The 13,072-nt window shown below is 70.2% G+C and carries 15 protein-coding genes and 1 pseudogene; 8 read left to right on the plus strand and 8 right to left on the minus strand.

Annotation, left to right across the window (positions count from 1 at the left end):
* Positions 1 to 24: 24 nt before the first annotated feature.
* A pseudogene (locus ACVDFE_RS32120) lies at positions 25 to 906 on the minus strand (aldehyde dehydrogenase family protein); the annotation flags it as partial.
* Between ACVDFE_RS32120 and ACVDFE_RS32125 the strand changes: the two are divergent.
* Positions 791 to 1,063: a hypothetical protein gene (locus ACVDFE_RS32125; RefSeq protein WP_458434488.1), complete on the plus strand. Its 273-nt coding sequence runs from the start codon at positions 791 to 793 to the stop codon at positions 1,061 to 1,063. The pseudogene ACVDFE_RS32120 and the gene ACVDFE_RS32125 overlap by 116 nt on opposite strands.
* Positions 1,064 to 1,232: 169 nt before the next feature.
* Complete coding sequence (locus ACVDFE_RS32130) at positions 1,233 to 2,231, plus strand: bifunctional lysylphosphatidylglycerol flippase/synthetase MprF (RefSeq protein WP_360387813.1); 999 nt, start codon at positions 1,233 to 1,235, stop codon at positions 2,229 to 2,231.
* Positions 2,232 to 2,235: 4 nt separating this feature from the next.
* Here ACVDFE_RS32130 and ACVDFE_RS32135 read toward each other — a convergent pair whose 3' ends face one another.
* Positions 2,236 to 3,000 carry an AfsR/SARP family transcriptional regulator gene (locus tag ACVDFE_RS32135; RefSeq protein ID WP_360387810.1) on the minus strand — a complete coding sequence of 255 codons (765 nt, stop codon included), beginning with the start codon at positions 2,998 to 3,000 and terminating at the stop codon, positions 2,236 to 2,238.
* Positions 3,001 to 3,250: 250 nt separating this feature from the next.
* On the opposite strand from ACVDFE_RS32135, the gene ACVDFE_RS32140 reads away from it, so the two are divergent.
* On the plus strand, positions 3,251 to 3,766 hold the full coding sequence (locus ACVDFE_RS32140; RefSeq protein ID WP_360387807.1) for an SGNH/GDSL hydrolase family protein: 516 nt from the start codon (positions 3,251 to 3,253) through the stop codon (positions 3,764 to 3,766).
* Positions 3,767 to 3,827: 61 nt separating this feature from the next.
* Here ACVDFE_RS32140 and ACVDFE_RS32145 read toward each other — a convergent pair whose 3' ends face one another.
* Both ACVDFE_RS32145 and ACVDFE_RS32150 read right to left on the minus strand, forming a co-directional pair.
* A complete protein-coding gene (locus tag ACVDFE_RS32145; RefSeq protein ID WP_360387805.1) occupies positions 3,828 to 4,574 on the minus strand; it encodes an SDR family oxidoreductase in 747 nt (248 codons plus the stop codon).
* Between the two features lie 91 nt (positions 4,575 to 4,665).
* Positions 4,666 to 5,529 carry an RNA polymerase sigma-70 factor gene (locus tag ACVDFE_RS32150; RefSeq protein ID WP_458433151.1) on the minus strand — a complete coding sequence of 288 codons (864 nt, stop codon included), beginning with the start codon at positions 5,527 to 5,529 and terminating at the stop codon, positions 4,666 to 4,668.
* An 86-nt stretch (positions 5,530 to 5,615) separates the two neighbouring features.
* On the opposite strand from ACVDFE_RS32150, the gene ACVDFE_RS32155 reads away from it, so the two are divergent.
* Positions 5,616 to 6,119 (plus strand): DinB family protein, encoded by a 504-nt coding sequence (locus ACVDFE_RS32155; RefSeq protein ID WP_360387800.1) that lies wholly within the window; start codon positions 5,616 to 5,618, stop codon positions 6,117 to 6,119.
* Between the two features lie 161 nt (positions 6,120 to 6,280).
* The gene (locus tag ACVDFE_RS32160; RefSeq protein WP_458434432.1) at positions 6,281 to 7,060 is read left to right on the plus strand and encodes a transposase; all 780 of its coding nucleotides are present in this window, start codon (positions 6,281 to 6,283) and stop codon (positions 7,058 to 7,060) included.
* A gap of 162 nt (positions 7,061 to 7,222) precedes the next feature.
* On the opposite strand, the gene ACVDFE_RS32165 is transcribed toward ACVDFE_RS32160, so the two are convergent.
* Entirely contained in the window at positions 7,223 to 7,651 is a 429-nt protein-coding gene (locus ACVDFE_RS32165; protein WP_458433152.1) for a hypothetical protein, read from the minus strand.
* Positions 7,652 to 7,807: 156 nt separating this feature from the next.
* Between ACVDFE_RS32165 and ACVDFE_RS32170 the strand changes: the two genes are divergently transcribed.
* A complete protein-coding gene (locus ACVDFE_RS32170) occupies positions 7,808 to 8,095 on the plus strand; it encodes a muconolactone Delta-isomerase (RefSeq protein ID WP_360387795.1) in 288 nt (95 codons plus the stop codon).
* On the opposite strand, the gene ACVDFE_RS32175 is transcribed toward ACVDFE_RS32170, so the two are convergent.
* Together ACVDFE_RS32175 and ACVDFE_RS32180 are read right to left on the minus strand one after the other, a co-directional pair.
* Positions 8,092 to 8,718, minus strand: coding sequence for a DUF2238 domain-containing protein (locus ACVDFE_RS32175; RefSeq protein ID WP_360387793.1), 627 nt, complete (start codon positions 8,716 to 8,718; stop codon positions 8,092 to 8,094). The genes ACVDFE_RS32170 and ACVDFE_RS32175 overlap by 4 nt on opposite strands.
* A 6-nt stretch (positions 8,719 to 8,724) precedes the next feature.
* Positions 8,725 to 9,867 carry an MFS transporter gene (locus tag ACVDFE_RS32180; protein WP_458433153.1) on the minus strand — a complete coding sequence of 381 codons (1,143 nt, stop codon included), beginning with the start codon at positions 9,865 to 9,867 and terminating at the stop codon, positions 8,725 to 8,727.
* Positions 9,868 to 9,912: 45 nt separating this feature from the next.
* Between ACVDFE_RS32180 and ACVDFE_RS32185 the strand changes: the two genes are divergently transcribed.
* A complete protein-coding gene (locus ACVDFE_RS32185) occupies positions 9,913 to 10,464 on the plus strand; it encodes a TetR/AcrR family transcriptional regulator (RefSeq protein WP_458433154.1) in 552 nt (183 codons plus the stop codon).
* Between the two features lie 10 nt (positions 10,465 to 10,474).
* On the opposite strand, the gene ACVDFE_RS32190 is transcribed toward ACVDFE_RS32185, so the two are convergent.
* A complete protein-coding gene (locus ACVDFE_RS32190; protein WP_360387786.1) occupies positions 10,475 to 10,864 on the minus strand; it encodes a VOC family protein in 390 nt (129 codons plus the stop codon).
* A 315-nt stretch (positions 10,865 to 11,179) separates the two neighbouring features.
* On the opposite strand from ACVDFE_RS32190, the gene ACVDFE_RS32195 reads away from it, so the two are divergent.
* A complete protein-coding gene (locus ACVDFE_RS32195; protein ID WP_458433155.1) occupies positions 11,180 to 13,015 on the plus strand; it encodes a S8 family serine peptidase in 1,836 nt (611 codons plus the stop codon).
* Positions 13,016 to 13,072 lie beyond the last annotated feature (57 nt).

The following is a 13,072-nucleotide window of genomic DNA, read 5'->3' on the forward strand; positions in this document are numbered from 1 at the left end:
GAGCACGGCGAAGAACTTGTCGTTGCGCAGCACCGGGGTGAGCAGCACGTCCTCCTCGGAGGCCGGGCCGGGGCGGATGTGCAGCGCGGTGCGCACCAGCAGCCGGACCAGCTCGTCGGCGACGTCCGGGTGGACGAGCACGTGGTTGGGGATCATGCAGAGCTGGCCGGAGCCGAAGAAGCTCTCCGACAGCGCCTCCGCCGCCAGCTCCAGGTCCGCGTCCTTCCAGACCACGACGGCGTCGTTGCCGCCCAGCTCGAGGATCGGCTTCTTGCCGGCGGAGACGCAGCGGTCCTGGAAGCGGATGCCGTTCTCGCTGCTGCCGAAGTACATGATGTCGTCGACGAGGGGGCTGTCCACCCAGACGTTGAGCATCGGCGCCGGGTCGCCGCACACCACGTTCAGCGTGCCGGGCGGTGCGCCGATCTCCTCCAGCGCCGGTACCACGACCTCGTGCAGCACGTACATGACGCCCAGTGGTGCGCTGCGCGGGGCGCGGACGACCAGCGAGTTGCCGGCCATCAGCGACGTGACGCCGAGCAGCGCGCTCGACAGCGGCGCGTTCTGCGGCGGGTTCAGGCACACCACGCCGTCGGGCTGGCGGCGCACCAGGATGCGCCGCTCACCGTGCTGGAACTCCTGGCGCATCTGGGACCGGTAGAAGGCCAGCGACTCCGGCCCGTAGCACTCCAGCATCCCGGACACCTGCCAGCGCGCGAGCGCCAGCGGGTGGCCCTCCTGCACGAGGACCTCGGTGATCTCACCGGCCTTCTCGACGAGCCGGGCGTGGATGAGCTTGCCCAGCTCCTCCAGCCTGGTGTCCAACGGGAACGCCGCCCACACCGGTTGCGCGCGGGCCGCGGCCTCGACGGCCCGGTTCACGGTCTCGCGGTCGGCCTTCGCCACCTGCCCGACGATCGAGGCGGGCAACGCGTCGGGGAGGTGCGCGCCGTCTTCCAGCCTGCGCTTCAGCGTCAGGCTGGCGAAGACGTCGTCGAGCAGGCTCGCGGCGTCGACGACGTACACCCAACCGGCGCTGGAGACGTTCCGGCCGTCGACATAGGACAGATATGTGCGCATGGCTCGACGTGGCCCCCTGTTCTGTCGATGTGCCGGTGACTCTTCCAGCCGCCGCTGAGAACCCCCGGAGACAGCGCTGACACCGCGCTTTCAGCACGGTCTCCGGCTCGTCGGCGATGCTGGGCCCCTCCCGGCCACCGAAGGAGATCCGCATGAGCACCGTGGACGACACCGTCCGCTTCGACCTGGCCCGGCACGCGGTGCGCGAGTTCGGCGAGAACCCGAGCGCGTTCCTGGCGCTGAACTCGGGCAACGAGTACTTCACCGCCGCAGGTCACACGGGTGTCATCGCCTACCGCACGGCCGGTCGGTACCTCGTGCAGTTCGGTGGGGTGCTGGCGGCGCCGGAGGACCAGGAGCCGCTGCTGCGGGCGTTCCTCGCACACGCGGGTGCGCACAAGCGAAAGGTCGTGTCCATCCAGCTGCAGCCGGCCGATGTCGAAACGTACGTTCGTGCGGGGTGCACGATCAACCAGGTCGGTGCTTCCTACTCCCTGGAATTGTCCGGTTTCTCCCTGCGCGGCACGAAGTTCATGAAGCTGCGCAACAAGATCGCGAAGGCGCGGCGCAGCGGGGTCGAGGTCGCGGAGGTGCCGTACGAGCAGCACCGGGACGACCTGAAGACCATCGACGGCCAGTGGCTGCGGTCGAAGGGGCGGCACGTCAAGGAGATCGAGTTCCTCGTCGGCGAGTGCGGCGGCGCGGTGCAGGAGGACCGCAGGCTCTTCCTCGCGACGATCGGCGGCGAGCCGATCGCCTACGTGTCGTACTCACCGGCGTTCGGCAGCAGGAGCGGGTGGCTGCACGACCTCAGCCGGCGGGTTCCGACGGTTCCACCGGGGGTGATGGAGCTCGTGAACTCCGTCGCGATCGAACGGTTCCGCGAGGAGGGCGCCGCGTGGCTGCACTTCGGCTTCACGCCGTTCACCGGTCTGTCACCGGATCTCCGCACGTCTACGGCGAGTCCGTTCACCGACCGGCTGATGCGGTTGCTCGCCACGCACGGTGACGCCGTCTACCCCGCCGCGAGCCAGTTGGCGTACAAGGAGAAGTGGGGACCGCAACTCGTTGTGCCGGAGTACCTCGCGTTCCACGGCAAGGCGTCGCTCGGCGCGGTCTGGCAGATACTCCGGATCACCAGGTCGGTGTGACCGTTCAGCGCAGCAGGGCGGGGTCTTGCTGGAGGATCCCGTGGAACTTGTCGCGCAGCGCCTGGCTGGGTTCGAGTCCGAGGTCGACGGCCAGGCGCTGGCGCAGCTGGTGGTAGAGGTCCAGCGCCTCCGCCTGGCGTCCGGCCTGGTAGAGAGCGGTCATCAGCTGCCCGCAGAACCGCTCGCGCAACGGGTGCTGCTGGTGCAGCTGTTCCAGCTCGGTGATCAACGCCCGGTTCTCGCCGAGGGCGAGCTGCGCGTCGAACAACCGCTCATAGGCATTCAGCTTCGTCTCCGCCAATCGGGCGTACGCGAGCCGGGAGATGCGGCCGTGGCCGGTGTCGATGAGTGCCGGACCGCGCCACAGGGACAAGGCCTCGGTAAGGACCGCGATGACGTTCAACGAATCCATGTCCGGTCGCAGGCCGACCTGGTTCACCATTTCACAAAACTTCAGCCCGTCGATATCTTGGGGTGCCAGCGCCAACGCGTAACCGGCATCCGAAGTCTGCACGATATCGCGCAGGGACTCGCGCCCGGTCTCCTCGCCGAGAATCTTGCGCAACCGCGCGACATGCCCCTGCAGGGAGTTCGCTGCATTCCGCGGCGGGGAGTCCGGCCACAACTCGTCGATCAGCTGCTCCTTGGTAGCGGGCCGACCTGCGCAGAGAGCGAGCGCCGCCACCAGTGCCCGCAGCTTCTCGCCCGGCACCCTGAACTTCACGCCGTCCTCGGATAACTCGAGCGGTCCGAGAATGCTGATCTTCACGAATACCCCCGACTACCGTGTGCGGACGTTCGGAGGTTGATTTCGCAGGAAAGCGCGCACGCCAGCGTGCGCCCCCCAACGCGACCCCCCGCAGCCTTGTCAGCAGACTAACCTCACGCAACGTCGTCGTCAAACGTCACAGCGTGATCCAGAGCTGCAATCCGATAGGCAGGATGCAAGAGCCCTGTACCCTCGAAAACCGGTATTGTTCGGCTTGCGTCGCACACGTATTCGGGGTCAGGGGGAAAAAATGACTGAGACACGGCTGGCGGGGGTGACGCCCGACGCACCGTGGCGTCGGCTGGTGGCACTCGGCGACCCCGGTGGCATCGGCCCGTCCTCGCGCAAGGGACTCGCCAGGCACCTGCGCGACACCCACACGAGCCTCGCGTTCCTCGACCTCTGCCGCACCAGGGCGTCCATTTCGGACACCCGTGCCCGGCACCTCACCCGCGCACTGGACTTCCGCTGCGACCTCGCGCTGGTGCTGTGCGGAGGACAGGACGACGCCGCGAACCCGTACGACGCGGAAGTGGAGCTGGGCCGCGTGATCGGGCCGTTGCGCGACGCCGGTGCGGACGTGCTGACGATCGTGCCGCCCACGTCGACCCGTTCCCCGCTGCGCGACCGGTTCGCCGCGGTGTCCATGCGGCACGGGGCGTTGTACCTGCACCTGGAGTCGACGGCGCAGACCTCGGTGCTGGGCGAGGTCGTGCGCACCCTCAACGCGAAGGTCTGGTCTCGCCGGCAACGCGTCTCGTCGTGACAGTCCTCAGCAGACGGCCATCCGGCCTTTTCGGACGGACGACCGTCTGCTGTGGAGCGGATCAGTTGCCTGCGGCGAACCAGTCCTCGATACTCGTCGCCTGCAGCTGCGCGCCGGCGTTCGGGACGAGCTGCCTGCCGGTCAGCGCCGTGCCGAAGTACTGCGCCCGCGGGTCCGACACAACCTCGCGCTCGTCCTCGCGCCGCGTGAGCACCGTGCGGATCCACCCGTCCATCGTGAACTCCTCGGGCCCGCCGATCTCCAGCACGCCGTTCACCGGCTCGGTCGCCGCCGTCCTGGCCACGACCGCCGCCACGTCCGCCGCGGCGACCGGCTGGACACCGCCGTGCGGGAGCCGCACCACGCCGTCCGCGGTGGCGCTGTTCGCGATGGCGCCGGCGAACTCGAAGAACTGCGTGGCGCGGATGACCGAGTACGTCAGGCCCGACGCCCTGATCAGCTCCTCCTGCGCCACCTTCGCCCGCAGGTAGCCCGAGTCCGGCAGCTCGTCGGCGCCGACGATCGACAGCGCGACGTAGTGGCCGACCCCGGCCTGCCGTGCGGCGTTGACCAGGTTCGTCGTGGCCGTGGTGAAGAAGCGCAGGACGTCCTCGTCGGCGAACGACGGCGAGTTCGACACGTCCACGAGCACGTCGGCGCCCTTCACCACCTCCTCGACGCCTGCGCCGGTGACGGTGTCGACGCCGCTGCTCGGGGAGGCCGCCACCGCCTCGTGGCCGTGCTCCCCCAGCCGCTTCACGACCTGGCTGCCGATCAAGCCGGTGCCGCCGATGACAACGATCCTCATGGTCCATCCCTTTCGTGTGCCCGCTGGTGTGCGGGCGTTCACGAGCTAGGACAAGACAGCCCGCGCGGTTGTGACGCGCTGCGAACGCCTCCTAGGCGAACGCGCCCAGCTTCTCCGGGTTGACCAGCCACATCACCTGGTCGATGCCCTCCTCCGACACCGCCACCGTGATCACGCCGAACACCGCGCCGTCGCGCTCCAGCCGGATCGCCGCCTGCCCGTTCGCCTCCACGTACGAGACGTCCTCGGCCGTCCAGAACGTCGGTGCCCAGGCCGCGAAGATCTTCGCCAGCGCGGTGGCGCCGTACAGCGGGCGGCCGGCGGCGCGGACCTTGCCGTTGGAGTCGGACCAGCTCACCACGTCCGCGGCGAACAGCTTTTCCAGGCCGGCGAGGTCACCTGCCTGGGCGGCGGCGACGAAGGCCTCCAGCAGCTCGCGTTGCCTGGCGGGGGTGGCCGGGGTGCGGCGTGAGTCGGCGAGGTGCTTGCGGGCGCGGCTGACCAGCTGGCGTGCGGCGACCTCACTGGTCTGGACGACCTCGGCGATCTCGCGGTACGGGTAGTCGAACGCCTCGCGCAGCACGTAGGCGGCACGTTCGGTGGGGGTGAGCTTCTCCAACAGCATCAGCACGGCGAGCTCCAGCACGGCACCCCGTTCGGCGCCCAGCTGCGGGTCGGCGGCCGTGTCGACCGGTTCGGGCAGCCACGGGCCGGCGTAGGTCTCGCGGCGGGCGCGGGCGGTCCGGCTCTCGTTGATCGCGAGGCGGGTGATGGCCGTGGCCAGGTACGCCTCGGGGTTCAGCACCGCGGCGCGGTCGGCGGCCTGCCAGCGCAGCCACACCTCCTGCACCAGGTCCTCGGCGTCGGCCACGCTGCCGGTCATCCGGTACGCGATGCCGAAGAGCCTGGGCCGCGCGGCCGCGAACGCCGACTCCGCCTGCTCGAGCTGCGTCATCCGCCACTCCGTTCCGTCTCCGCACCCACCGTAGCGCCGGCCCCCGGCGGCGGTCGCCGCGGTGGCGGATCTCCACAATGGAGGGCGTGACCGACCGACCTGAGCCGCCGCTGACCGGGAACGAGCGCGACACCCTGCGCGCGTTCCTCGACTTCCACCGCGCCACCCTCGCGCTCAAGTGCGCGGGGCTGTCGGACGAGCAGCTGCGCCGCCGGTCGATGCCACCGTCCACGCTCACCCTGCTGGGGCTGGTGCGGCACATGGCCGAGGTCGAGCGCACGTGGTTCCGGCGCGTGATCAACGGCGAGGACGTCACCAACGTGTGGTCCGCCGACAACGACTACCAGGTCGCCTACGACGCGAGCGGCTCGACGCGCGCGGAGGCGTTCGCGGCGTGGGAGGCCGAGGTCGCGCACGCCCGCAGGATCGAACGCGCCGCCGAGTCGCTCGACATCACCGGCTACCAGCCCAAGTGGGAGCAGCACGTGTCGTTGCGGCTGGTCATGCACCACCTGTGCCACGAGTACGCACGGCACAACGGCCACGCCGACTTCCTGCGCGAGGCCCTCGACGGCTCGACCGGCACCTGACCCCTGCTCTTCCGGCATCTGCAAGTACCGAGCCTTTTCCATCCTGATCTTGCTGGTCACAAGATCGGATCGGTGTGTGGCAGACGGCCGTGAACATGGCGAAGCTCCTGGTAGCACTGGCATCACGACCAAGATCCACCGATGCCGACCAGGAGCTTCGTGTGTTGTTCTATCCGTCCGCGATCACGTTGTCCAATCGCACCCTGGACTACGTCGCTCGGCTGATCCGCCGCCACCGCACCAGCATCGGCTCTCGCTGGCGGCGCCTGCCCAGCAACCGCCAAGCCCTGCTCGTGCTGGCGCACCTGCGCAACGGCGACACCTACCAGCGTCTGGCCAGCGGATTCGGCATCGGCCTGGCCACCGCCTATCGCTACATCCGCGAGACCACCGACCTGCTCGCGGCCAACGCCCCCGCCCTCGGACCGGCCGTGATCGCCCTCGCACGCTCGTTCTCCAACTACGCACTGCTCGACGGCACCGTCATCCGCACCGACCGCGCCGGTGACCGCGACCGCCAGAAAGCCCACTACAGCGCCAAAACCGGCCACCACGGCATCACCCTGCAGATACTCACCGACCCCTACGGGCGACTCGCCTGGGTCTCCGACGGACTACCCGGCTCGGTCTACGACCTCACCGCCGCCCGCACCCACGGCATCCTGCACGCCTGCCACGCCGCCGGACTCCAGCTCAGCGCCGACCGCGGCTACATCGGCGCCGGCGACGGCGTCCACCTGCCCTACCGCCGCTACAAAAACGAGTTCACCCCCGGCCAGCGGGCCGCCAATCGCGCCCACTCCGCCCTGCGCTGCCTGGTCGAACGCGGCATCGCCACCCTCAAGAACTGGCGCGTCCTCACCCGAGTCCGCGCCAGCCCACACCGAGTCACCACCTACGCCCACGCCATCCTCACCCTCGAACAACACACCCGATCATGAGGTTGGAAAAGGCTCACCACCAACTCAACATCAACAGGCACTTTTCCACTACCAACAGCGCCGCCGACCGTCCGTGGGTCCGGAGTCTCCTTCGTCAGACGGCGAACATGTTGGTGGTACTTGCAGATGCCTGGGCAGCAACGGGGGTGGCGGTGGTACCGGCTAGAGGGATCGCCAGACGTAGAGGTGCTCCCCGGCGGCGCGTGAGCGCGCGGCCAGTGCGATCAGCTCGTGCAGGTGCGGGGCCAGGTCGAGCGGCTCACCGGTGTGCGTCGCGAGCTCCTCGATGCCCGCCCAGCGCCGCGCCAGCGCGGGCACGTCGGCGGCGGGGATGTCGGCCAGGGTGTCCCTGACGTCGTCGGCGAACTCGCAGACCCACGCCTCGAACTCGCTGTCCTCGTCGCTGACCAGCGTGGTGGCGGACAGGCCGGGGTGCCACTCGACGCCACGCACGAACCCGATCAGCTGGCCCAGCACCACGTCGGGTTCGAGGCCGGCGACGGTGTCCAGGTGGTTCAACGGTCCGCCGTCCACCACGAGCGCCGCCTGCTCGGCGCCGGGTGCGCGGAAGTAGTCGTTCAGAACGCCCACGTGCTCCCCCAAAGATGTCCGGCGGAGCATAACCACACGGGTCCCGGGCCTGGAGGTGTGGTCGTCGCGGCTCGCATCGAACGGGCCCGGCGCGGGTATTCCCCGTGACGGCGGCACCTCGACCCGCGAGGGCCGCCGACCTGCGGAGGTGAACTCGTGCTCTTCCACGTGCGGATGGACGTCTCGCTCCCCCACGACCTGGATTCCGCGCGACGGGCGGAACTGGTCACGGCGGAGAAGGAGCGGGCGCTGGAGCTGCAACGCCTGGGGGTCTGGCCGCACCTGTGGCGGGTCGTGGGGCGCAGCGACGTCATCGGGATCTTCGACGTGCCGACCAACGACGAGCTGCACGCCGTGCTGTCGTCGTTGCCGCTGTGGGAGTTCATGGACGTCGAGGTGACGCCGCTGGCGCAGCACCCGTCCGACCTCGCGGCCCAGGGCTAGGGCCGCAGGCCGAGCTGGCGGTCGTGCAGCCGCCGCCACACCAGCAGGGAGACCACCGCTCCGCACAGGCACAGGAACATGTCCCACTGCGTGTCCCACTGGTCGCCCTGCGTGCCGAGGAAGTCGTCGGCACCGGCTCCCAGGACCACCGCGCTCAGCCACTCGACGAACTCGAAGCACGCGCTGATCGCCAGGCACACGCACGTGCTGAGGAACGCCACCCAGCCGCCCGGCCGCAACGGCGTCCGGCGCAGCAGGACCTCCCGCACCGCGACCGCGGGCACGAACCCTTGGACCACGTGGGCGAACCGGTCGTAGTTGTTGCGTTGCGTGCCAAGCCATTCCTGTGCCCACTCGCCGAGCGGTGTCTCCGCGTAGGTGTACTGCCCGCCGTAGCAGAGCACCAGCGCGTGCAGCACCAGCAACCAGCACAGCAACCGGGTCAGCGGAAAGCGCTTGCGCAGCAACACCACCAGCGGCAGGCCGACGACCACCCACACGACCTCCAGCGCCCACGTGCCGGGTGACCTCGCCAGCACACCGGTCACCACCAGCGCGGCGACCACCACGCCGACCAGCACCCGCCCCTCGATCCGGCCCGGCCCGTGCACAGTGGACTCCATGCCGGATCACCGTAGTGGTGCGGCTGCCCGCGCGGCACCGATCCCGGCACCCGGCCGGACCGCCGCGCCGAGCAGTCCCGCAGCCGCGGCGCCGAGGAACGCGGTGAGGTGGCCGAAGTGGTCCACCGCCACGCCGGCGAGCAGGGCGCCGACGGCCTGCCCGACGGCGATCAGCAGGAACGACGTGCCGACGCCGGTGGCCGGCCGGTCGCCGTGCACGCGCGTGCTCCAGACCAGCAGCAGCCCGCTGAGCGCGATGTAGGAGGCACCGAACAGGCCGGCGGCGGTGAACGACACGGCGACGTCGCCCGGCCACAGCGCGAGTGCGGCGGTGGCCGCGGAGAGCAGGACGAGCACAGCGGTCCAGGCGGTGCGCAGGCCCAGGACGCCGGTCAGGTGACCGCTGACCGCGCCGAGCAGCCCGGCCAGTCCGATCAGCGACCACATCAGCGCGGCGGCGGTCGGCCCGGTGCGCACGACGTCGCGGCCGAACGTCCACACCGCCGAACTGGCCAGGCCCAGCAGGAACGCGGCGGTGAGCAGCGGCGCGGCACCGGGCGGCAGCAGCGACCCCGTCTCCCGGCCCGTCGCACCGCGTCCGTGCGGCACCGTCGCCACAACCCACGCCGTGACGGCGACCGACACCACGGCGAACGCCGCCCAGGCGAGCCGCCAGTCGTCCAGCAGGACCAGCGCGACCGGTCCGGACAGCAGCACGCCCACGCCGGTGCCCGCGTTCACCACCGACTGCGCGCGGTCCTGGCGCGCCGCGTCGACCGTGCGGGCGATCGCCTCGGCCAGCGGCGGTGACGCCAGACCGGTGCTCACCCCGGCGACCAGGACACCGGCCGCGAGCAGCACGCCGTTCGCCGAGACGGCGACGAGCGCGGTGCCGGCGGCGGCGAACACCCCCGCGCCCACCGCCACCGGCCGCGGACCGTGCCGGTTGGTCAGCAGGAACCCGGCGACGACCGCGATCCCGTAGCCGGCGTAGCTGCCCGCGCCGATGACGCCGAGCAGCGTGGAGCCCAGCGCGAACTGCTGCTGGAACGCGGGCGCGAACAGGCCGTAGGCGAACCTGGCGAACCCGTAGCACACCCCGACGAGTGCCGTGCCCGCACAGATCAACCCCACCTGCCGCCTGTCCACGATCCTCCCCTGGTAGAACGTCAGTTCTACTCCTAGACTAACGGCGTGGCCCCTTCAGCGCGAGAACGCATCCTCGTCGCCGCCTCCGAGCTGTTCTACGGCGACGGCATCGCGAACACCGGCGTGGACGCCGTGGTGGACCGCGCCGGGGTCGCACTCGGCTCGGTGTACAAGAACTTCGGCGGCAAGGACGGCCTGGTCGAGGCCTACCTGCGCCGCCGGGACCACCTGTGGCGCGCGACCTGGGAACGGGTGGCCGCCGACGCCGCGACACCGCTGGATCGGGTGCTGTCGGTGTTCGACGCCCTGCTGCTGTGGTGCCGCGACCAGGGCGCCGACCAGGGCTGCGCGCACGTCGCCGGGCTGGTGCAGTTGCCGGCCGGACATCCGGCGGTCGAGGTGGCCCTCGCGCACAAGAACCACCTGGTGCGCCGCCTGGCCGAGCTGGCGGCGGGTCTTCCGGCGGTGGACGAGGTCGTCGCGGACGTGGCGATCGTCTACGAGGGCGTTCTCGTGCGGATGCAGCTCGGGGCCGATCCGGAGAAGGTCATCCCGCGGGCCCGGAAGCTGGCGGAGACGGCGATTCTTTTTCGTTAGAACTCTCGTTCTAGTTCGGGTCAGCGTAGTTGCAGATTTCCACGAGGTTGCCGTCCGGGTCGCGCACGTAGACGCTGCGCATCTGCCCGAGGGCCCCGTCGCGCTCCCCCGGCCCCTCCTCGACGGGAACGCCGTGGGCGGCGAGGGTCGCGAGCACCTCGTCGAGCGGGTCCTCGGTGACGAAGCACAGGTCGGCGCTGCCGGGCACGACGTGGCGGGCCTTGGGTTCGAACTCGTGGCCTGCCTCGTGCAGGTTGATCTTGCTGTGGCCGAAGGCGAGCGCCTTGCGGTCCTCGCCGAAGGTCATCTCCCGCATGCCGAGCACGGTCACGTAGAAGTCGAGCGTGGCCCGCAGGTCGGTGACGGTGAGGACGAGGTGGTCGAGCCGGTCGATGCGCATCACCCCAGTCTGCCGGTTCGCGGCGTTCAAGGAGGTCCTCGCCGAGGTCGCGCGGACCTGCCGCCACTGAGCGGGCGTTGCCGGCCCTGTGCCGGGTCAGGTGACCGCTCCGCCGGGAACAGCAGGGGGCGGCGGTGGTTGCGATAGGGGTTCGCGTCGTTGCGGTACGGGTTTCCCGGATCGGCGTACCGGTCTTTCCCGGTGCCCTCCACCGACGTGAAATTACGTGGTGGCCTGGACGGATGTCGTTCGTAGCGTGGTGAGAGCGCGGGTTGTCTCCGCGTTCTCCCCTGCGAATGAAGGACATGACAGCTCATGGCGAGATGGAAAACCTCAGCGGGTGTGATCGGCTGTGTGATCGCCGCGGCCGGGTCGGCTCTCGTGCTCGCGACGCCGGCGTCGTCGGCGCCTTCGGCCCCCGTCCTCAACGCCGGGTCCGCCGATGCGGTGCCCGGCAGGTACATCGTGGTGCTCAAGGGCACCGCGACCGCGCAGGGCACGGCCTCGGCTGCCTCGTCGGTGGTCCAACGGCACGGCGGTCGCACCCGGCACGTCTTCGACGCGGTGGTCGGTGGCTTCTCCGTGTCGATGTCGCCGGAGCAGGCCGCGCGCACGGCGGCGGACCCGGCCGTCGAGCGGGTGCAGCAGGTCGTGCGCATGCAGGTGCTCGACACCCAGCAGAGCCCGCCGAACTGGGGTGACGACCGCATCGACCAGCGCGACCTGCCGCTGGACAGCAAGTTCACCTATCCCGCCAACGGCGGGGAGGGCGTGCGCGTGTACGTCCTCGACTCCGGCATCAACGCGAACCACCAGGACTTCACCGGCCGGATCGCGGCGGGTTACGACTTCGTCGACAACGACTCCACGCCGCAGGACTGCAACGGTCACGGCACGCACGTCGCCGGCACGGCCGCCGGAACGCGGTACGGCGTGGCCAAGAAGGCCACGATCGTGCCGCTGAAGGTGCTCGACTGCGGTGGGAGCGCCTACGACGACGACCTCATCGCCGCCGCGAACTGGGTGGTGCGCAACGGGTCCGGGCCCGGCGTCGTCAACTACAGCATCGGCTGCCGTCAGCGGTGCCCGAGCAACCCCGCGCTCGAGAACGCCGTCACCGGTGTCGTCAACAGTGGCGTGCAGTGGGTCATGGCGGCGGGCAACTCCAACGACGACGCCTGCCAGTACAGCCCGCAGCACCTGCGGGCGCCGATCACCGTCGGCAACAGCAACCGTTCCGACGCCCGCCGTTCGGACAGCAACTACGGCACGTGCCTGGACATCTTCGCCCCGGGAACGGACATCGTGTCCGCGGCGTACAACAGCAACACCGGCTCCGCCACCATGTCCGGCACGTCGATGGCGTCGCCGCACGTGGCGGGCGTCGCGGCACTGCACCTCGCGCAGAACCCGTCGGCCACCCCGGCGCAGGTGCGCGATGCGCTGGTGAACAACGGTTCCACCGGCAAGCTCAGCGGCATCAACACGGGCTCGCCGAACGTGCTGCTGTACTCCGGCTACCTCAACGGCACCCAGCCCGGTGGGGTCACCGTGGCGAACCCCGGTGACAAGACCGCGACGGTCGGCCAGTCGTTCCAGCTGAACAACAGCGCGAGCGGCGGGTCCTCCCCGTACACCTGGTCGGCCACCGGTCTGCCCGCCGGCCTGTCGATCAGCTCGACGTCCGGTTCGATCACCGGCACGCCGACCACCGCCGGCACGGCGAACGTCACCGTGACCGCTCGCGACAGCGCGGGCAAGACCGGTTCGGCGTCGTTCCGCATCGTCGTCGGCACCACCGGCGGCGGTACCTGCCCGGCCGTGACCAACTCGAACAGCGGCCAGATCCTCGACTACTACACCACGCAGAGCGCCATCACGATCACCTGCTCCGGTGCGGCGTCGGCCACCTCGACGGTCGCGGTGGACATCACCCACACCTACATCGGTGACCTGCGGGTGTACCTGACCGCACCGGACGGCACCACCTACCAGCTGCACAACCAGACCGGTGGTGACACGGACAACCTGGTGCGCACCTACACGGCGAACCTGTCCAGCGAGTCCCGTGCGGGCCGCTGGCTGCTGAACGTCTACGACGGCGGTCCCGGCGACACCGGAACGCTCAACCGGTGGACCCTGACGCTCTGACCTGAGCGAACGGTCCCCGCGCAGGAACAGGGGTGCCCGGCGGTCACCACCGCCGGG

Source organism: Lentzea chajnantorensis, from assembly GCF_054300775.1.